Here is a 19,665-nt window from a genome sequence, read left to right on the forward strand (position 1 = left end):
GAATGTTCGCCTGGCTGGAGGGTCTGGCTTCGCCGCGAGCGGCGTCACAGTAGCGCGACTGCGCCGGAATCACACCGGCTTCCTTCAGCAAGGTGGCACGACCATAGCAGGTATCGAGCGGGAACGGGGGGTGGCGACTGTCGCGATTGCCTGCGCGGGACGCGGCTCGAGCGCGGCCACGCGGCCGATGACGGCGACGGCGGGGGCGCCGATGCCGGCTGCGGCGGTGTCGGCGACGACGCGGGCGAGGGTGCTGCGGACGACCCGCTGGCTGGCCAGGCTGGCGTCCGCCACGACCGCGCACGGCGTGCCCTCGTCCAGGCCGGCCGCGATGAGCGCCTCGGCGATGGCGGGAAGGGTGCGCACGCCCATGAGCACCACGAGCGTGGTGCCGGAGCGGGCGAGGGCGGCGTAGTCGATCGAGGAATCGGGGTGGCCGGGCGGCACGTGGCCGGAGACGACGGTGAAGCCCTGGACGAGGCCGCGGTGGGTGACCGGAATGCCGGCGAGCTCGGGGCCCGCGACGCTGGACGTCACGCCGGGCACCACGGTCGTGGCGATCCCGGCGTCGGCGCACGCGACGACCTCCTCGAAGCCGCGACCGAACACGTAGGAGTCGCCGCCCTTGAGCCGCACGACGTGACGCCCGGCGCGGGCGTGCTCCACGAGGAGGCGGTTGATCTCCTCCTGGCTCGTGCTCCGCCCGTAGGGGATCTTCGCGACGTCGACGACCTCGGCCTCCGGGCGCGCCCACGCCAGCGCCTCCCACGGCGCGAGCCGGTCGGCGACGATCACGTCGGCCTGCTCGATGGCCGCACGCCCGGCGACGGTGACCAGACCGGGGTCCCCGGGGCCGGCGCCGACCAGCGTGACGTGACCGGCCCGGTCCGTCCGGGCGGGTGCCGCAGCCGTCGGGGGCGCGACGGCCCGCAGCACGACGTCGAAGCGGCTCTCGTCCACGGGTTGCGTGGCCCAGACCAGCCGCCGACGGAGGGCGAGGTCCTCCAGCGCGGCGCAGACGGTCGGCGCCGCGACGGTGACGGCGGCGCCTTCACGCAGCAGCGCGGCGACCGTGGCGACGGCGCGCGGGCCCCCGTCGAGGACGAGCACGCGGCGACCGGTGACGTTCAGCTCCATGTGACGGCAAGTCCCAACGTGGTGAGCAGACGGCGGGTGGCTGTCGGCTCGCGGACGGCGATGCGCGCCCACGAGCCGTCGAGGCAGGGGAGGGTGTCGGTCCGGCGTACGGCCACGCCCGCGTCCCGCAGGCGCGCGTGCGCGCGTGCGCCCAGGCGGGCGAGGACGAACGGGGCGTGGGACTCCACGACCGTGCGGCCGAGCTCGCTCAGCCCGTCCACGAGCGTGCCCCGCTGCCGTACGCACAGCGCGGCCCGGCGCCCCGCCTCGGCCTCGGCCTGCGGCCCGGTGGCCGCGACGACGGCGTGCAGCGCCGGGGTGGTGACCGACCGGGGCGGTTGCTGGGCGCGCAGGTCGGCGACCACGGTGGCGTCGCCCACCACGTAACCGGCGCGGATGCCGGGAATCGACCACAGTTTGGTCAGGCTGCGCAGCACGACCAGCCCGGGTAGCCGGTGCGCGGTGAGCGTCTGGGGCTCGCCCGGCACGAAGGCCATGAACGTCTCGTCCACGACGACGACGCGCCCGGGGCGGCACAGGGCGCGCAGGGTCGCGGCGGCGTGCAGGCGCCCGGTCGGGTTGGCGGGGTTGTCCACCACGACGAGGTCCGCGTCCTCGGGGACGGCACCGGGGTCGAGGACGAAACCGTCCTCGGGTCGACACAGGACACGGGTGACGGTGTGGCCCGCGGCGCGGAGCGCGACGTCGGGCTCGGCGAACTGGGGGTGCACGACGACCGGGTGCCGCCAGGGACGCGCTCGGGCGAGCAGGAAGAACGCCTCGGCGACGCCGGCCGTGACGAGGACCTCGGCCTCGTCACGGCCGTGCCGACGCGCCGTGGCGACGTGAGCCGCCGTCGCCTCCGGGTAGGTGTCGGAGGCCGCGATGGCGTCGTGCAGCGCCCGGTCGAGCCACTCGGGGCGGGGGAGGTGGCTGCCGTCGCCAGTCAGGTCCAGCAGGCCGGCGGGCAGCTCCACGCCGCCGTGCTGGCGCACCGGGGCCGGGGCCGGTCCGGGGACCGGTGGCGCGGCGACGGCGGGTCTCCGTCGCGCACCGGGTGTCGCGACGGCGTCCGCCCGGTGCGCGGCGTCCGCGAACGACTGGGCCAGGCGTGGGTGCCCGGCCCAGTGCACGTGCAGGTAGGACGCGCTGAGCGTCGGGCCCGCGAACCCGACGTTCCCGCCCTCCACCGTCCACGCGGTACGCCCGCCCTGCCCGGGAGTGACCGTGGTGCGATGGAACTCGTGCGCCGTGGCGACGGTCCCGCGCGGGCCGAGGAGCTGGTCCGAGCCGAGTTCGGCCCGGCGGTACGCGAGGGTGAGCCGGGGCGTCATGACCGCGTCGGCGTCGAGCGCCCCGACCATGGGGTGCCCGTCGATCGAGCGGCACAGGTACAGCAGTCCGGCGCACTCGGCCACCGTCGGGACGCCGTCGAGGACGGCCTGACGCAGCTCGTCGCGCAGGGCCGTGTTGGTGCTCAGCGAGGCGGCGTGCACCTCGGGGAAGCCTCCGCCGAGGTAGAGACCGCGCGTCCCGGCGGGAAGCCGCTCGTCCCGGGCCGGGTCGAACGGCACGACGGTGCAGCCCGCCGCCCGCAGCAGCTCGGTCGTCTCGGCGTACCGGAAGGTGAACGCCCGCCCGGCCGCGACCGCGACGACGGGGGACCCGGTGCCGGAGCGCCGGACGTGCGCGGCCGGGTCCCACGGCTCGCCGTCGAGGTCGGGCGCGGTCCGCGCCACCTCCAGCACGGCATCGAGGTCGACGTGGCGGGCGACCTGCTCGGCCAGCCTGCCCAGCGAGGCGGCAGCCTCGTCGCGCTCGGCTGCGGGGACGAGCCCGAGGTGCCGCGACGGAGCGCTGACACCGTGGTCGCGGTGCAGGATGCCCAGCACGGCGACGCCGGCGGACTCGACCGCGCGGGCCGCCTCGGCGGCGTGCCGTGGGGAGCCGGCCTTGTTGAGCACGACCCCGGCGATGGTGACGCCGGGCTGGAACGTGGCCATCCCGTGCACCACCGCCCCCACGCTGCGCGAGGCGTGCGAGACGTCCACGACCAGGACGACCGGCGTCCGGGTGAGCGTCGCGACGTGGGCGGTGGAGGCGAACCCGTCGCCGCCGATGCGGCCGTCGAACAGGCCCATGACCCCCTCGACGACCGCGACGTCCGCGTCCCGGGCCCCGTGTAGCAGCAGCGGGACCACGAGCGCGGGGTCGGTCAGGTGCGGGTCGAGGTTGCGGCCCGGCCGCCCGGTGGCCAGCGAGTGGTAGCCGGGGTCGATGTAGTCGGGCCCGACCTTGTGCCCGGAGACGGCGTGCCCCCGGGCGGCCAGCGCGGCCATGAGCCCGGTCGCGACGGTGGTCTTGCCGTGGCCGGAGGCCGGCGCCGCGAGCAGTACGCGCGGCAGCCTCACCACTCGATGCCTCGCTGACCCTTCTGGCCGACGTCCATCGGGTGCTTGACGTGCAGCATCTCGGTCACCAGGTCGGCCGCCGCGACGAGGCGGGGGTCGGCGCGGCGGCCGGTGACGACGACGTGCTGGCGGCCGGGGCGGTTGGTGAGGGTCTCCACGACGTCGTCGACGTCGACCCAGCCCCACTGCATCGGGTAGGTGAACTCGTCCAGGACGTACAGGTGGTGCCGCTCGGCCTGGATGCGCCGCTTCACCTCCGCCCAGCCCTCGGCGGCGTCGGCGGCGTGGTCCGCCTCGGTGCCGCCCTTGCGGCTCCACGACCATCCCGAGCCCATCTTGTGCCACTCGACGGGCCCGCCCTCGCCGGTCTCCTCGTGCAGGCGGGCGAGCCGTTCGAACACCGTCTGCTCGCCGATGCGCCACTTGGCCGACTTGACGAACTGGAAGATCCCGATGTCCCAGCCCTGGTTCCAGGCGCGCATCGCCAGGCCGAAGGCGGCGGTCGACTTCCCCTTGCCGTTGCCGGTGTGGACCATCAGCAGCGGCCGGTTGCGCCGGGCCCGGGTGGTGCTGCCGTCGTCCGGGACGACCAGCGGCTTGCCCTGCGGCATCAGGCCACCCCCTCGCGCGGCGCGGTCGCCGCGTGGACGACGCCGGTGAGCCCGTCGGCGGTCACCTCGCCGAGCGGCACGTGCTCGGCCCGCAGGTGCCCGGCCAGTCGCGCGGCGAGTCCGAGCCGGAAGCGTCCGGTCTCGCAGTCGACCACGACGCCCTGCACGCCGGACGCGGCCAGGCGCGCCGCGGCGCGGTGGGCACGACCGAGCGCGTCCGGACCGGAGGTCGCACGACCGTCGGTCACCACGACCAGCAGCGGCCGGCGGGACGGGTCGCGCAGCGCCTCGCGGCGCAGCACCTGCGCGGAACGCTCCAGGCCCTCGGCGAGCGGCGTCCGTCCGCCGGCCGGCAGGTCGGCCAGACGCCGGGAGGCGACCTCGACGGACCCGGTCGGCGGCAGGGCGACGTCGGCGGTGTGCTGGCGGAACGTCACCAGCGCGACCTTGTCCCGACGGCGGTAGGCGTCCAGCAGCAGCGAGAGCACGGCGGTCTTGACCTGCTCCATGCGGCGTCGCGCGGCCATCGAGCCGGACGCGTCGACACAGAGCAGGACGAGGTTCGACTCCCGCCCGACGATGTCCGCGCGGCGCAGGTCGCCCGGGGCGAAGACGAGACCGCGGCCCTGGGCCAGGCCGCCACGGGAACGCTGGTGCGGTGCCGCCGCGGTGATGGTGCCCGCCAGGTGCAGGCGGCCGGCGACGGACGCTCCGGGCTGCTGCCCGACGACCCGGCCCTGGGGCGTGCGTGCCCGGGACCGCCGGCCGGCCTGGCCCTCGCCGGTGCCCCGTACGACGAGCAGGCGGGCGCGTGCCGGCTGGCCGGCGGACGCGACCGAGGTGGCGCCGGTCGGCTGCGGCGCGCCGTCCGGCGCGGGCGAGCCTCCGTCGTGGGCGTCGTGGGCGTCGTGGGACGGGCCGTCCGGCGGCCCGCCGCCGGGACCACCGGGGTCGTCCGGTCCGGGATCGGCGTCGTCGTTGCCCAGCAGGTCGTCGAGCCGGTCGGCGTCCAGGCCGGGCTCGTCGAACGGGTTGCGGCGTCGGCGGTGCGGCAACGCGAGGCGGGCGGCGACGCGGACGTCCTCGCGGGTCACGTGTGCGCGCCCCTGCCAGGCGGCGTGCGCCACGGCGGCACGGGCGGTGACGAGATCCGCGCGCAGGCCGTCGACGTCGAAGGCGGCGCAGACCTCGGCGATGGTCGTGAGTGTTCCGTCGTCGAGCACGACGTCCGGCACGAGCCGCCGCGCCGCCGCCAGCCGCGCGCGCAGGGCGTCCTGCTCGCCGGCCCAGCGCGCGGCGAAGCCCTCCGGGTCGGCGTCGAACGCCAGCCGGCGACGCACGACCTCCACCCGCAGGGCGGGGTCGCGCGGCGCGGCGACCTCGACGGTCAGGCCGAACCGGTCGAGTAGCTGCGGGCGCAGCTCGCCCTCCTCCGGGTTCATCGTGCCGATCAGCACGAACCGGCAGGCGTGCTCGACCGAGACGCCGTCGCGCTCCACGCTGACCCGGCCGGTCGCCGCCGCGTCGAGCAGCAGGTCGACGAGATGGTCGGGGAGCAGGTTGACCTCGTCGACGTAGAGCAGGCCGCGGTGGGCCCGGGCGAGCAGGCCCGGCTCGAACGCCACGACCCCGTCGCGCAGCGCCGCGTCGAGCTTGAGGGAGCCCGTCACGCGGTCGTCGCTCGCACCGACGGGCAGCTCGACGAGCCGCACCGGCCGCTCGACGACGGGTGTGGACGCGTCGACGGGCCCGTCGGGGCGGAGCGCCACGGGGTCGTCCGGGTCGACCGAGAACCGGTCGCCCGCGTACGTCCGCACCAGCGGCAGCACCTCGGCGAGGCCGCGCACGGTGGTGGTCTTGGCGGTGCCCTTCTCCCCGCGCACCAGGACGCCGCCGATGAGCGGGTCGATCGTGACCAGGGTGAGGGCGAGGGTCATGTCGTCGGAGCCGACGACGGCACAAAAGGGGTACTGCGCTGGCATGTAGGGCTCCCGCTCGATCTGCCATGACCGTCCACGACGCGGACGCGTCGCGGCTCGGATCGAGGCCGGTCTTCGGACTTCCCAGGTCTGTGCCTGGGTCACCGCAGCGGGCCCTGTGCCGGAATCTCACCGGCTTCCCAGATTCTCCCCGTGGCCATCGGCCGTGGGGCACCTCGAACCTGGGCACTACCCTAGACGCCGTCCTGCCGGCCCCGGTAGCGGTCCCGCCGTCGGGACGGGGGCGGGCTAGGGTGCAACCGTGGAGGCGCAGGTGACCGTGGTGGGGCTCGGGGCCGACGGTTGGGCGGGCCTGCCGGAGCCGTCCCGGGCGCTGGTGCGCGGGGCGGCGACGCTGCTCGGCGGGGCCCGGCACCTCGGTGCGGTGCCGCCGGTCGACGGCCAGGAGCGCGTCGCGTGGCCGTCGCCGCTGCGGGAGAACCTGCCGGGCCTGCTGGGTGCCGCGCGCGGGCCCGTCGTCGTGCTGGCGTCGGGCGACCCACTCGTGTCGGGCGTCGGCACGACCCTGCTGGACGTCCTGGGGCCGCGACGGGTGACGATCGTGCCCGCCGTCTCCTCCGTGGCGCTCGCCCGGGCCCGTCTCGGGTGGCCGGCGGAGACCGCCACCACGGTCAGCCTGGTCGGCCGCGACGTGCGCCTCGTCGTCCCCGCGCTCGCACCGGGGCGGCGGCTGCTCGTGCTCTCCAGCGACGAGACGACGCCCGCCGCCGTCGCCGCGCTGCTCACCGGCCTCGGCTGGGGAGAGTCCAGGCTGGTCGTGCTCGGTGACCTCGGCGCCGAATGCGAGTCGCGTGCCGAGTCGACCGCGGCCTCGTGGAGCGTCGTGGACGTGCCCCGGCTGAACGTCCTGGCCGTCGAGGTCCGGGGCAGCGGACCGGGCTGGGCTGCGGGCGGGGTGCTGCCCGACGACGCGTTCGCGCACACCGGGCAGATCACCAAGCGCGACGTGCGGGCCAGCGCCCTGGCCCGGCTCGCGCCCGCTCCCGGCCACCTGCTGTGGGACGTCGGCGCCGGCAGCGGCGCGATCGGCGTGGAGTGGATGCGTGCCTGGCCGACGGCGCGGGCGATCGCGATCGAGCCCCGCGCCGACCGCGCCGCGCTCGTGCGGCGCAACGCCGCCGCGCTCGGCGTACCGGGCCTGCGCCTCGTCCAGGGCTCGGCACCCGGCGCCCTGGCCGGTCTCGAACGCCCCGACGCGGTGTTCGTCGGCGGGGGAGCGACCGTCCCCGGCGTGCTCGATGCGGCCTGGGACGCGCTCGGCGTCGGTGGCCGGCTCGTCGTCCACGGCGTCACGGCCGAGACCGAGTCGGTGCTGTTCGAGCGGTACCGTCGCCACGGCGGCGAACTCGTCCGCCTGCACGTCGAGCGCGCCGAGCCGCTCGGCGACTTCACCGGCTGGACGCCCGCGCGTGCCGTCAGCCAGTGGACCGTCACCAAGGGAGAGCCATGACCGTCCATTTCGTCGGGGCCGGACCCGGTGCCGCCGACCTGCTCACGCTGCGCGCGGTGCGCCTGCTCGAGGCCGCGGACGTGTGCCTCTACGCGGGCACCTACCTCGACGCCGCCGTGCTCGGCCACTGCCGCGACGACGCCCGGCTGATCGACACCCAGCACCTCGACCTGGACGAGATCACCGCCCACCTGGTGCGGGCGCACGCCGACGGCCTGGAGGTCGTGCGGCTCTGCTCGGGCGACCCGTCGCTGTACTCCGCCGTGCACGAGCAGGCGCGCCGGCTCGACGCGGCGCACGTCCCGTGGGACGTCACCCCCGGCGTGCCGGCCTACGCGGCTGCCGCGGCGATCCTCGGCGCCGAGCTGACCGTCCCCGAGCTCGCCCAGTCGGTGGTGCTCACCCGCGCCCAGGCCCGTTCCACGGTCATGCCGCCGGGGGAGAAGCTCGCGGCGTTCGCCGCGACCGGCGCGACCCTGGCCCTGCACCTGGCCGTCACCCGCACCCGCGAGCTGGCCGCCGAACTCGCCGGGCACTACGGCGACGGGTGCCCGGTCGCCGTCGTGTCCAAGGCGACGCAGCCGGACGAGCTCGTCCTGCGCGGCACGCTGGCCGACATCGGCGACCAGGTCGAGGCCGCGGGGCTGCGCCAGGCCGCGGTCATCCTGGTCGGCCCGGCGCTGGCTCCCGACGTCCGCGGCGGCGAGTCGTTCCTGTACGCCGCCGGCCGCGAACGCCGCGCCCGGGGCTGACTAGGCGACGAAGCGCGGGCTCCAGACGCGGCCGGCCGCCGTGACCCGTGTCGACGAGGCGCCGACGAGCAGCAGGCACTTCATGTCGACGGTCTCCGGGTCGAGCTCGCCCAGCGTCGTGACGGTGAGGCTCTCCCCGGCGCGGCCGACGTCGCGCCCCACGATGACGACGGTCTCGGGCGGCTTGCGCTCCAGCAGCACCGCCCGGGCCTGCGCGACCTGCTCCGTGCGCGAGCGCGACCGTGGGTTGTAGAGGGCCAGCACGAGGTCCGCCTCGGCGACGGCGCGTAGCCGCCGCACCACGACGTCCCAGGGCTTGAGCCGGTCCGACAGGCTCAGCACCGCGAAGTCGGCGCCGATGGGGGCGCCGGCCCGCGCCGCGACCGCCTGGACGGCGGAGATTCCGGGCACGACGCGCACGGCGACGTCGGCGTAGCGCGGGTCCTCGGCGGCCTCGAACACCGCCGACGCCATGCCGAAGATGCCCGCGTCGCCGCCGGAGACGACCGCGACGCGCTCACCGGCGAGCGCCAGTTCGAGCGCCTCGCGGGCCCGGTCCACCTCCACCGTGTTGCCGGACGGGTGACGCGTCAGGCCCGGGCGCTGCGGCACGCGCTGGACGTACGGCCCGTAGCCGACGACGTGGCCGACCTCGGCGAGCACCTGGGACGCCTCGGGGGAGAGCCACCGGTCGGGACCGGGACCGAGGCCCACGACGACGACCTCGGCACCGGCGACGGGCTCGGCGGCCTCGCCCACCGGGCGGTCGTAGCGGGCCACACCGGGACGGGTGTCGCCGGGGACCAGGACGATCGAGAAGTACGGCACCGTCTCGGGCTCCACGTCGGCGACCGGGAGCACCCGCTCGGCGTCCATCGACGCCCGCTCGACGTACCAGGACCCCTCGACGCGTCCGGCCTGCTCGAGCGCCGAGCGGACCTTGGCGAACGTGCGGCCGAGCTTCATGATCACGGCGCCGTCGGTGTCGGCGAGGCGGCGGGCCAGCTCCGGCTCGGGAAGCGTGCCGGGCAGCACGGTCAGCACGTCGGTCTGCCGGACCAGGGGCAGGGCGGTCGCGGCCGTGGCGGCGGCGAAGGCGGGCACGCCTGCGACGACCTGCGTCTCGAAGTCGTCCGCGAGCCGGTCGTGCAGGTACATGAACGAGCCGTAGAGCATCGGGTCGCCCTCGGCCAGCACGACGACGTCCCGGCCCGCTTCGAGGTGCGCGCGGAGCCGCTCGCCGCACTCGGCGTAGAAGTCCGCCATCGCGCCGGCGTACCCGCCCGGGTGGTCGGTGGTCTCCGTCGTCACCGGGTAGACGAGGGCCTCCTCGATCACGCCGTCCGGAAGCAGGTCGGCGGCGATGCGGCGCGCGTTGGACTGCTTGCCGACGCCCCGGTGGTAGGCGACGACGTCCGCCGCGCCGATCAGCCGGGCGGCCTTCAGCGTGACGAGCTCGGGATCCCCCGGGCCGACGCCGACCCCGAACAGCCGCCCGCTCACTCCGCCTCCCGCGCCAGGGCGTTGAGCGCCGAGGCAGCCAGCGCCGAGCCGCCGCGCCGCCCGGTCACCACGAGGTAGGGCACGTCGAGCCCGGGCGCGTCGGCGGCGAGGTCGACGAGCGCCTGCTTGGACTCGGCCGCACCGATGAAACCCACCGGCGTGCCGATGATCGCGGCCGGACGCGGGGCGCCGTCACGCAGCATCTCCAACAGGTGGAACAGGGCCGTGGGGGCGTTGCCGAACGCGACGACGGCACCCCCGACGTGCTCGGCCCACAGGGACACCGCCGCCGCCGACCGGGTCGTGCCCCACTCGCGGGCGAGCGCCGGGACCTCGGGCTCGCGCAGGAAGCAGCGGACCTCGTTGTCGCGGGGCAGCCGGGCGCGGGTGACGCCGGCGGCGACCATGTGCGCGTCGGTCAGGATCGGCGCTCCCGCCTCCAGCGCCGCCCGGGCCGCCGTCACGAGGCGGGGGTGGATCACCAGGTCCCGCGTCAGGTCGGTCTGCCCGCACGCGTGGATCATCCGCACCGCGACCTTCTCGGCGTCGGCGGGGACGCGCGACAGGTCGGCCTCGGCCCGGATGGTCGCGAACGAGTCGGCGTAGATCGCCGCGCCGTCGGTGACGTAGTCGTAGCGGCGCTTCGGTGGGGCGAGAGTCATGCGTTCTCCAGATCGGGGACGAGCAGGGTGCGCCGTGGCGTGACGACGAGGTCGCCGGCACCGAGGGCGCGGACCTCGGCCATGAGGCGGGCGTCCACCCGGCCGTCGGGGACCGCGAGGTGCAGCGCGACGCGGCCGTCGTCCTGCGTGATCCTGCCAAGCGGGGGTGGCGGCGCGCCCACCCGGGTCGGCGCGGCACGCTCGTGCTCTTCGCCGAGCACCGCCGCGCCGGAGCCGGGCAGCTCGTCGACGTGCCAGGGGGAACCCGGCTCGCCGCCGGCGAGCTCGACGAACCGCACGGCGAGTGCCGTCAGCGCGGTGGGGGCCTCGTCCAGCCGGACGACCGGCCCCCACGCCGACGTTCCGGCGCGTAGCTGCGCGGTGCCCGCGTCGAGCGCCACGAGACCGAGGTCCAGGTCGCGCTCGACCAGGTCGCCGCGGCCGTCGTCGAGCACGAACAGGAACCGGCCGGCCAGCGCGGCCAGCCGGGGCTCCGCGCACAGCCGGGCGTCGAGGCCGGCGACGACCGGCCGCAGGTCGGCGCGGCCACCGCTGCGCCCGGTGAGTGGTGAGGCGAGGATGTTGCGCACCCGCTCGTGCGACGTCGACGGCACCAGCCCCGTAGCCGTGATCGCGTCCACGACCGCGTCCGGCAGGCGCCCGTGGTCGTGCGCGATGCCGCGCACCTGGAGGTTGGCGCGGCTGGTCAGGTGGACCGTGCCGTCGCCGTACCTGCCCGCCACCCGGACGAGCGCGCCGAGCGCCTCGGCCGGCACGGCGCCACCGGGGACGCGCAGCCGGACGAGCGCGCCGTCGTCGGCGATCCAGGGGCGCAGCAGGCCGGGGCACAGATCGCGGCGGGTCCTCCGGGTCACGGCGCCATCGTGCCAGAACCCGTCGCGGACATTGTCGGTCGGCGGTGCTACGTTCGTCGTGCCAGCCACACTCAGCAATGAGCCAGGGAACCCGGTGAGAGTCCGGGACTGACGCGCAGCGGTGAGGGTGACGGGCGGAGCACGACGCCACTGGGCCGACGGTCTGGGAAGGCGCTCCGTCCGGTCGATCCCGAGTCCGAAGACCTGCTGGCCGCAGACCCCGTCTGCGACACCTGCCCAGCCAGGCCTCGCGCACAGGCCTCCGGACGAAGGAAGACCGTCGTGTCTCGTCAGCCCCGCTCGCAGCTGATCGGCTCCTATCCCCACGCCCGGCTCGTCCGCTCCTGACCTGTGAGCGTCCTCGTGCACGTCGCGACCGCGCTGCCGGACGCCGCCCGACCGGCGGTGTTGCGCCGGGAGGCCGAGACCGCCGGCGCCCGCCTGGCCTTCCTGCAGGGCGGCGAGCCGACGCTCACCCACGTGCTCGACCTGCTGCACGCCGACGGCGTCCGAGAGGTCCGCCTCGAGCCGGTGAGCACCGACGACCTGACCTACGCGCGCTCGTGGGTGGGACGCGTCGCCGGCCACTGGCACCGCCAGCAGATCGACCCGCCGGTCATCCGGTTCGGGGAGCGGACCATCACCGGTCGCGAGGCGCCGCTGTCGTCACCGGCCTGGGACGCGCCCCCGCCGTACCGGCACCATCTGCTGCTGTGCCGCGGCCCGCGTTGCAGCGCGCGGGGCGCGGACGAGACCTACCGCGCGCTCGTCGGCGCGCTCGTCGCGCACCGGCTCACCGACTCCGACGTCCTCATGGCGCAGACCGGGTGCCTGTTCCCGTGCAACCACGGCCCCGTGGCCGTCGTCCACCCCGACGGCACCTGGTACGGGCCGGTGCGGCCCGGCGACGCGGCACGGCTCGTCGGCGAGCACCTGCGCGCCGGCCGCCCGGTCGACGACCTGCGCCTCGGCTCCCGGCCCGCCGCCACCGAAGGAGAAGCATGACCCGCATCGCTCTCATGTCGACGTCGGACACCGACCTGTTGTCGGCGCGCGCCAGCGGCTCGGACTACACCTGGGCCAACCCTGCCCGGGTCACCGACGAGCGCCGCGACGCCCTGACCGCCGAGGCGGACCTGGTCGTGCTGCGCGTGCTCGGTTCGCCGGAGGACGTGCGGGACGTCGCCGCCCTCGTGCGCGACGCCGGCCGTCCCCTGGTCGTCCTCGGCGGGGAGCGGACGCCGAACGCCGCGCTCATGGAGCTGTCGACCGTGCCGATCGGCGTCTGCGCCGAGGCGCACCGCTACCTCGCCGAGGGCGGCGCGGAGAACCTGCGCCAGCTGCACGCCTTCCTCTCCGACACGGTGCTGCTGACCGGCGAGGGCTTCGAGCCGCCGGCCGTCCTGCCCGAGTGGGGAGTGAGCCGGCAGGCGGCGGCGAGCGATCTGCCCCGGGTCGGTGTCCTGTACTACCGGGCGCACGAGGTGAGCGGCAACAACGCGTTCGCGCGCGAACTCGCCGACGCGATCGACGCGACCGGCAGGGCGGTCGGCGTGCCGATCTTCGTCTCCTCGCTGCGGGCGGCGCCCGACGAGCTGTTCACCGAGCTCGCCACGCTCGGCGCGCTCGTCGTCACCGTCCTCGCCGCCGGTGGCTCCAGGCCCGCCACCGCCGGGGCCGGCGGCGACGACGAGTCCTGGGACGTAGAGCGGCTGCGCGCCCTGGACGTCCCCGTGCTGCAGGCGCTGGCGCTCACGTCCAGCAGGGCCGAGTGGGAGGCGTCCGACGACGGCGTCACCCCGCTCGACTCCGCGACCCAGATCGCCATCCCCGAGTTCGACGGCCGGCTCATCACCGTTCCGTTCTCGTTCAAGGAGATCGACGCCGACGGTCTGCCGCGCTACCAGACCGACGCCGAGCGGTGCGCCCGCGTCGCGGGCATCGCGGTGAACCACGCGCGGCTCCGACACGTTCCACCGGCCGAGCGCAAGGTCGCCCTCGTCCTGTCGGCCTACCCGACCAAGCACAGCCGCATCGGCAACGCTGTCGGCCTCGACACGCCCGTGTCGGCGATCCGGCTGCTGCGCGCGATGCGCGACGCCGGCTACGACCTGGGCGGGCCCGGCGAGATCCCCGGGCTCGACCCGCTCCCGCCGGTCGAGGGGGAGGACCCGGACACGACGGCCGGCAACGCGCTCATCCACGCGCTGATCGAGGCCGGTGGCCAGGACGAGGAGTGGCTCACGCAGGCCCAGCTCAGCCGGTCGCACGTGCGCATCGCCCGCGACGACTACCTGCGCTGGACCGCCCACCTGCCGGACGAACTCCGTGCCGCCATGGTCGGGACCTGGGGCGAGGCCCCCGGCTCGCTCTTCGTCGACGACGCCGGTGACATCGTGCTGGCCACCCTGCGGGCGGGCAACGTCGTCATCCTCATCCAGCCGCCGCGCGGCTTCGGCGAGAATCCGGTCGCGATCTACCACGACCCCGACCTGCCACCGTCGCACCACTACCTGGCGGCGTACCGCTGGCTCGAGCACGGCTTCGGCGCCGACGCGGTCGTGCACCTGGGCAAGCACGGCTCGCTGGAGTGGCTGCCGGGCAAGAACGCGGCGCTCTCGGCCGCGTGCGCCACGGACGCGGCCATCGGCAACCTGCCGCTGATCTACCCGTTCCTCGTCAACGACCCCGGCGAGGGCGCCCAGGCCAAGCGCCGGGCGCACGCCACGATCGTCGACCACCTCGTGCCGCCGATGGCGCGCGCCGAGAGCTACGGCGACGTCGCCCGGCTCGAGCAGCTGCTCGACGAGTACGCCAACGTCGCGGCCATGGACCCGGCGAAGCTGCCCGCGATCCGCCAGCAGATCTGGACGCTCATGCAGTCCGCGCAGATGCACCGCGACCTCGGTCTGGAGGAGCGACCCGACGACGAGGAGTTCGACGACTTCCTGCTGCACGTCGACGGCTGGCTGTGCGAGATCAAGGACGTCCAGATCCGCGACGGGCTGCACGTGCTGGGCCAGGCGCCGACGGGGCAGGCGCGGGTCAACCTCGTGCTCGCCGTGCTCCGGGCCGCCCAGGTGTGGGGCGGCCGGAACCGCGCCCTGCCCGGCCTGCGTGCCGCCCTGGGGCTCGCGGAGGACGCCCCGCTCTCCGCGGTCGACGCCGTGGAGGGGCAGGCCCGCGCCCTGGTCGAGGCGATGGAGAAGGCCGGCTGGGCCGTCGACGCGATCGACGCGCTGCACGGCGACCCGGTCGTGCGCGACGTCCTGCGGTTCGCCGCCGAGCAGGTCGTCCCGCGCCTGGCCGCCACCACCGACGAGCTGACCAACGTCCTGCACGCGCTCGCCGGCGGCTTCGTCGAGGCCGGGCCGTCCGGCTCCCCGCTGCGCGGACTGGTCAACGTCCTGCCGACCGGCCGCAACTTCTACACCGTCGACCCCCGTGCCGTCCCGTCGCGCCTCGCGTGGGAGACCGGACAGGCCATGGCCGAGTCGCTCGTCGCCCGGCACCTCGCCGAGACCGGCGCGCACCCGCGCTCGGTCGGCCTGTCGGTGTGGGGGACGTCCGCCATGCGCACGTCCGGCGACGACGTCGCCGAGGTGCTCGCGCTGCTGGGCGTGCGCCCGACCTGGGATCCGGCCTCGCGACGCGTCAACGGCCTGGAGGTGGTCGACCTCGACGAGCTGGGCCGGCCGCGCATCGACGTGACCGTGCGCATCTCGGGCTTCTTCCGCGACGCCTTCCCGCACGTCATCGAGATCCTCGACGACGCCGTGCGGATCGTCGCCGCGCTGGACGAGCCCGACGAGCTGAACTTCGTCCGCGCGCACACCCGCGAGGACCTCGCCGAGCACGGCGACCTGCGGCGGGCCACCACCCGCATCTTCGGCTCGAAGCCGGGCTCGTACGGTGCCGGCATCCTCCAGGTCGTCGAGTCCGGCACGTGGCGCGACGACGCCGACCTGGCCGCGGTCTACACCGCGTGGGGCGGCTTCGCGTACGGCCGCGGGCTCGACGGCGTCGCCGCCACCGACGACATGCGCACCAGCTACCGGCGCATCGCCGTCGCGGCGAAGAACATCGACTCGCGCGAGCACGACATCGCCGACTCCGACGACTACTTCCAGTACCACGGCGGCATGATCGCCACGGTCCGCGCGCTGACCGGCGCCGAGCCGAAGGCGTACGTCGGGGACTCGACCACGCCGGACGCCGTGCGCACCCGCACGCTGCAGGAGGAGACCCACCGCGTCTTCCGCTCACGCGTGGTCAACCCGCGCTGGATCGCGGCGATGCAGCGCCACGGGTACAAGGGCGCGTTCGAGCTCGCCGCGACCGTGGACTACCTGTTCGGCTTCGACGCGACCGCCGGCGTCGTCCAGGACTGGATGTACGAGTCGCTGGCCCGCGAGTACGTCCTCGACGAGACGAACCAGGAGTTCATGCGCCGGGCGAACCCCTGGGCGCTGCGCGGCATCGTGGAACGGCTGAAGGAGGCCGCCGACCGGGGGCTCTGGTCCGAGCCGGACACCGAGGTCATGGCGGAGATGGCGCGGGTGTACCTGGAGGTCGAGGGCGACCTGGAGGACGACGCGTGACACGACGCCTCGCGCTCGTCGGGCTGGGCCCGGGCGATCCCGAGCTGGTGACGGCCCAGGCCGCCCGCGTGCTCAACGAGGTCGCCTACCTCCTCGTCGCCGACAAGACCGGTCAGCACCCGGGCACGGCCGACCTCATCGCGATGCGCGAGGCGATCTGCCGGCGGCACGTCGCGGGCGGGTGGCGGCTCGTCCACGTCCCCGACCCCGAGCGGGACCGCGCCGACCCGGCCGACTACGCCGGGGCGGTGCGCGACTGGCACGAGGCGCGGGCGCAGGTCTACGAGCAGGTGCTGCTGGACAACCCGGGGGACGCGGCGGTGCTCGTGTGGGGCGACCCGGCCCTGTACGACTCGGCGATCCGGCTGGCGGAGCGCATCGTCGAGCGCGGGCGCGTCGACGTCGCCGTGGAGGTGGTGCCCGGTCTCAGCAGCGTCCAGTTGCTCGCGGCCCGGCACCGACTCGTGCTCAACGCGATCGGTGGCCCGATCACGATCACGACCGGCCGGCGTCTGCTCGAGGACGCGGCGGACGGCGACAACCTCGTCGTCATGCTGGACGGGGCGTTGACCTGCCGCCGGCTGCCCGAGCCCTCGGCCTGGTGGATCTGGTGGGGCGCCAACCTCGGCTCGGCCGACGAGCAACTGGTGGCCGGCCGCCTCGACGAGGTCGCCGACGCGATCTGGTCCCGCCGCGCGGAGGTGAAGCAGGGGCGCGGGTGGGTGATGGACACGTACCTGCTGCGTCGGCACTGAGATACGGGGGAGTGGCCGGGCACCGCCCTGCGCCCGGTGGCCCCGGCGCGCTTCGGGCCACCGGGGCGAGGTGGGGTGCGCTCACCGGCGGCGGTTCGCCGCTGCCCGTACGGCGTCGGCGGAGCGGGTGTCGCCCCGGGCCGTCAGGCCGGCGATGACGCCTTCGACGTCTGCCGGCGGCTTGTTCTGGCTCAGCTTCGCCTTGGCCTCGATGCGGGTGATGCGCAGCTCGACGCCGACGACGGCGCGTAGCTGCCCGGTGATGAACGTCGCGGGGGCGTCGTCGACCGACCACGCGTCGGCGCGGTGGCTCTCGTGCTTGGCGGTCAACCGCCGCACCACGTCGGCGACCCAGTCGGCGTCGTCGTGCACGACCAGTCGTCCGTAGACGTGGGCCGTGACGTAGTTCCACGTCGGCACGACGCGACCGTGCTCGGCCTTCGACGCGTACCAGGACGGCGTGACGTAGGTGTCCGGGCCGCGCACGATCGCCATGGCCTCGCCGACGGGCGGGCGCTGCCAGTGCTCGTTGAGCCGGGCCATGTGGCCGAGCAGGGCACCGCGTTCACCCGCGTCGGGGTCGTGGACGAACGGCAACGTCGTGGCTTCGAGGCCGTTGCTCGTCGCGGTGATCAGGTCGGCCGCGCCGTGATGGACGAGGAGCTCCTCGACGTCGGACTCGGTGGCGGTGAACGAGTGGGGAATGAACATGCTGCTCCCGGCTTGCGCTTCGACGCTCGACAGTCGCGCCGCGCGCTGGCCGTTCGGCCTGCGCGGCGAAGGGGCGGTCGGGGCCCCTAGACCAGGGCCGGCTCCGGGGAGGGTTCCTGGGCGGGCAGGTACGGCGCGATGTTGCGCCAGGCCCGCTCGACGTACTCCTCCTTCTCACCGACGGGCGCGACGTAGTGCAACGCGCCGTCGGCGGCCTCCGCGCCCCGCAGCCGCGTGATGAGCCAGGCGGCGAGGTAGTGCGAGGCCAGGCAGCCGCCCGCGGTGGCGACGTTGCCCTTGGCGAAGAACGGCTGGTGGAGCACCTCGACACCGGCGGCGATCACCCACGGCTTCGTGGTCAGGTCGGTGCAGGCCGGGACGTCGGCGAGCAGGCCCAGCCTGGCCAGCACCAGCGCGCCGGAGCACTGTGCGGCGACGAGTTGGCGCGACGGGTCCAGGCGTCGCAGCACCCCCATGATCGCCCGGTCCTCGACGACCTCACGGGTGGCGACACCGCTGCCGACGATGACCGCGTCGGCCTCGCACGCCTCCTCGAGGGTGGACATCTGCGCGATGACGACACCGTTCATCGAGGTCACCTTCGGGGTGGGCGTGGCGATCGTGACGCGCCAGTCGTCGTCCCTGATGCGGTTCAGCACGCCGAGCGCGATCAGCGAGTCCAGCTCGTTGTAGCCCTCGAAGGTGAGAATGGCGATGTGCACGACGGGGGTCCCTTCGATCCGTGGACCCCGACGCTACGAAGCCGCAGGCAAGACAGTCCAGAAATTGTCATGCATACAATCGGCGGGTGCCCGCGCCCCGCTACAAGCCCCTGGTCGACTCGCTGGCCGCCGACATCCGGTCCGGGCGGCTACCGGCCGGAACGAGGTTGCCGACCCACCGCGACCTCGCCGCGCGTGAGCACATCGCCGTCGTGACCGCGACCCGCGTCTACGCCGAACTGGAGGCCGCCGGACTCGTCAGCCGGGAGCAGGGCCGGGGGACGTTCGTACGCGACCTCGCGCTGCCGGCCGGGTACGGCATCGACCAGCAAGCCGTCGCCGGAGACGTCATCGACCTGAACTTCAACTATCCGTCGCTGCCCGGACAGGCCGACCTGCTGCGACAGGCGCTGCGCGACATCGCCGGATCCGGTGACATCGACGCCCTGCTGCGCTACCAGCCCCACGCGGGCCGCCCGCAGGACCGCGCCGCCGTCGCCGCGCACCTGTCCCGCCGCGGCGTCCCGACCACCGCGGAGCGGGTACTGGTCGTCAACGGCGCCCAGCACGGCCTGGCCGTCACCATGATGGCCACCCTCAGGCCCGGCGACGTCGTCGCCGTCGACGCGCTCACCTATCCCGGGTTCAAGGTGCTCGCCCACACGTTGCACCTCGACCTCGCCCCGGTGCCCGTCACCGCCGTCGGCGCCGACCTCGACGCGCTCGAACGCCTCTGCGCCGCGCGACCGGTCCGCGCGATCTACACCATGCCGACGCTGCACAACCCGCTCGGCGCAGTGCTCGACGAACCCGGCCGCGCCCGCCTGGTCGACATCGCCGGCCGGTACGGGCAACTGCTCATCGAGGACGCCTCCTACGCCTACCTCGCCGAGCCGGCCCCGCCGCCGCTGGCGGCCCTCGCCCCCGACCTCACCGTGCACGTCTCCGGCCTGTCCAAGAGCGTCGCGACCGGCCTGCGCATCGGCTACCTGTCGGCACCCGGCGCGCTCGTGCCGGCTCTCGAAAGAGCCATCCGCGCCACCACCTGGAACACCCCCGCGCTCACGGCCGCCATCGCCTGCCGCTGGCTGGCCGACGGCACCATCGACCGGCTCGAGGCCCACAAGCGCGACGACGCGACGCGACGCCAGGCAGTCGCCCGCGACGCGCTGTACCCACTGCGCCACGTCAGCCACCCGGCGTCCTACTTCATCTGGCTGCCGTTGCCCGAGGACGCGCGAGCGGACCGGATCGCCGCCACGCTCGCCGACCAGCGGATCTCCGTCTCCACCGCCGAACCCTTTGCCACCACCGGCCACCTACCACAGGCCATCCGGCTCGCCCTCGGCTCCACTGACCCGGGCAACCTCGGAGCAACCGTGGCTGCCGTCGCGCGCGCGGTCGAACTCGACGCCTCGCGGTGAAGCGGCGTCGGGCACGACCGGCCGTCAGGCCACGATCAAGAAGCGCCCTGA

Annotated in this window: 15 protein-coding genes and 3 riboswitches; of the genes, 6 read left to right on the top strand and 9 right to left on the bottom strand. The window is 75.1% G+C overall.

Annotated features, from left to right (window positions below):
• Window positions 1-9: 9 nt before the first annotated feature.
• Window positions 10-93, bottom strand: a riboswitch (adenosylcobalamin (AdoCbl) riboswitch).
• From cobA to LPU43_RS27115, 4 genes are all read right to left on the bottom strand, one after another.
• Window positions 85-1,137 carry a uroporphyrinogen-III C-methyltransferase gene (gene cobA / locus LPU43_RS27095; protein ID WP_229403379.1) on the bottom strand — a complete coding sequence of 351 codons (1,053 nt, stop codon included), beginning with the start codon at window positions 1,135-1,137 and terminating at the stop codon, window positions 85-87. It overlaps the preceding riboswitch by 9 nt.
• Window positions 1,128-3,551 (bottom strand): bifunctional hydrogenobyrinic acid a,c-diamide synthase/histidinol phosphate aminotransferase CobBC, encoded by a 2,424-nt coding sequence (gene cobBC, locus LPU43_RS29080; RefSeq protein WP_505846389.1) that lies wholly within the window; start codon window positions 3,549-3,551, stop codon window positions 1,128-1,130. Before cobBC ends, cobA begins: the two co-directional genes overlap by 10 nt.
• Complete coding sequence (cobO, locus tag LPU43_RS27110) at window positions 3,545-4,159, bottom strand: cob(I)yrinic acid a,c-diamide adenosyltransferase (RefSeq protein WP_229403380.1); 615 nt, start codon at window positions 4,157-4,159, stop codon at window positions 3,545-3,547. Before cobO ends, cobBC begins: the two co-directional genes overlap by 7 nt.
• Window positions 4,159-6,141: a VWA domain-containing protein gene (locus LPU43_RS27115; protein ID WP_229403381.1), complete on the bottom strand. Its 1,983-nt coding sequence runs from the start codon at window positions 6,139-6,141 to the stop codon at window positions 4,159-4,161. The genes cobO and LPU43_RS27115 overlap by 1 nt, the downstream gene beginning before the upstream one ends.
• A gap of 46 nt (window positions 6,142-6,187) precedes the next feature.
• A riboswitch (cobalamin riboswitch) is annotated at window positions 6,188-6,332 on the bottom strand.
• 68 nt (window positions 6,333-6,400) lie between these two features.
• Between LPU43_RS27115 and cbiE the strand changes: the two genes are divergently transcribed.
• Entirely contained in the window at window positions 6,401-7,609 is a 1,209-nt protein-coding gene (cbiE, locus tag LPU43_RS27120) for a precorrin-6y C5,15-methyltransferase (decarboxylating) subunit CbiE (RefSeq protein ID WP_229403382.1), read from the top strand.
• Window positions 7,606-8,361, top strand: coding sequence for a precorrin-4 C(11)-methyltransferase (cobM, locus tag LPU43_RS27125; RefSeq protein ID WP_229403383.1), 756 nt, complete (start codon window positions 7,606-7,608; stop codon window positions 8,359-8,361). Before cbiE ends, cobM begins: the two co-directional genes overlap by 4 nt.
• On the opposite strand, the gene LPU43_RS27130 is transcribed toward cobM, so the two are convergent.
• Genes LPU43_RS27130 through LPU43_RS27140 form a run of 3 tightly spaced genes read right to left on the bottom strand, consistent with a single transcriptional unit; the run spans window position 8,362 to window position 11,401 of the window.
• Window positions 8,362-9,864 carry a precorrin-2 C(20)-methyltransferase gene (locus LPU43_RS27130; protein ID WP_229403384.1) on the bottom strand — a complete coding sequence of 501 codons (1,503 nt, stop codon included), beginning with the start codon at window positions 9,862-9,864 and terminating at the stop codon, window positions 8,362-8,364.
• Entirely contained in the window at window positions 9,861-10,526 is a 666-nt protein-coding gene (locus LPU43_RS27135) for a precorrin-8X methylmutase (protein ID WP_229403385.1), read from the bottom strand. Before LPU43_RS27135 ends, LPU43_RS27130 begins: the two co-directional genes overlap by 4 nt.
• Entirely contained in the window at window positions 10,523-11,401 is an 879-nt protein-coding gene (locus LPU43_RS27140; protein WP_229403386.1) for a ferredoxin-like domain-containing protein, read from the bottom strand. The genes LPU43_RS27135 and LPU43_RS27140 overlap by 4 nt, the downstream gene beginning before the upstream one ends.
• Before the next feature lie 47 nt (window positions 11,402-11,448).
• Window positions 11,449-11,627: riboswitch (cobalamin riboswitch) on the top strand.
• Between the two features lie 125 nt (window positions 11,628-11,752).
• Here LPU43_RS27140 and LPU43_RS27145 point away from each other — a divergent pair.
• The 3 genes from LPU43_RS27145 to cobF are packed head-to-tail and all read left to right on the top strand — an operon-like array spanning window position 11,753 to window position 16,757.
• Complete coding sequence (locus LPU43_RS27145; RefSeq protein ID WP_229403387.1) at window positions 11,753-12,406, top strand: (2Fe-2S) ferredoxin domain-containing protein; 654 nt, start codon at window positions 11,753-11,755, stop codon at window positions 12,404-12,406.
• Window positions 12,403-16,002: a cobaltochelatase subunit CobN gene (gene cobN, locus LPU43_RS27150; protein ID WP_229403388.1), complete on the top strand. Its 3,600-nt coding sequence runs from the start codon at window positions 12,403-12,405 to the stop codon at window positions 16,000-16,002. Before LPU43_RS27145 ends, cobN begins: the two co-directional genes overlap by 4 nt.
• Complete coding sequence (gene cobF / locus LPU43_RS27155; protein ID WP_229403389.1) at window positions 15,999-16,757, top strand: precorrin-6A synthase (deacetylating); 759 nt, start codon at window positions 15,999-16,001, stop codon at window positions 16,755-16,757. Before cobN ends, cobF begins: the two co-directional genes overlap by 4 nt.
• Before the next feature lie 81 nt (window positions 16,758-16,838).
• Here cobF and LPU43_RS27160 read toward each other — a convergent pair whose 3' ends face one another.
• Both LPU43_RS27160 and LPU43_RS27165 read right to left on the bottom strand, forming a co-directional pair.
• Window positions 16,839-17,468, bottom strand: a complete 630-nt coding sequence (locus LPU43_RS27160) for an FMN-binding negative transcriptional regulator (RefSeq protein WP_229403390.1) — start codon at window positions 17,466-17,468, stop codon at window positions 16,839-16,841.
• Between the two features lie 86 nt (window positions 17,469-17,554).
• On the bottom strand, window positions 17,555-18,190 hold the full coding sequence (locus LPU43_RS27165; RefSeq protein WP_229403391.1) for a DJ-1/PfpI family protein: 636 nt from the start codon (window positions 18,188-18,190) through the stop codon (window positions 17,555-17,557).
• Window positions 18,191-18,276: 86 nt separating this feature from the next.
• On the opposite strand from LPU43_RS27165, the gene LPU43_RS27170 reads away from it, so the two are divergent.
• Window positions 18,277-19,614 carry an aminotransferase-like domain-containing protein gene (locus tag LPU43_RS27170; RefSeq protein ID WP_229403392.1) on the top strand — a complete coding sequence of 446 codons (1,338 nt, stop codon included), beginning with the start codon at window positions 18,277-18,279 and terminating at the stop codon, window positions 19,612-19,614.
• The last annotated feature ends 51 nt before the right edge of the window (window positions 19,615-19,665 follow it).

The organism is Micromonospora okii, assembly GCF_020884795.1.
Taxonomy (GTDB): Bacteria; Actinomycetota; Actinomycetes; order Mycobacteriales; family Micromonosporaceae; genus Micromonospora; species Micromonospora okii.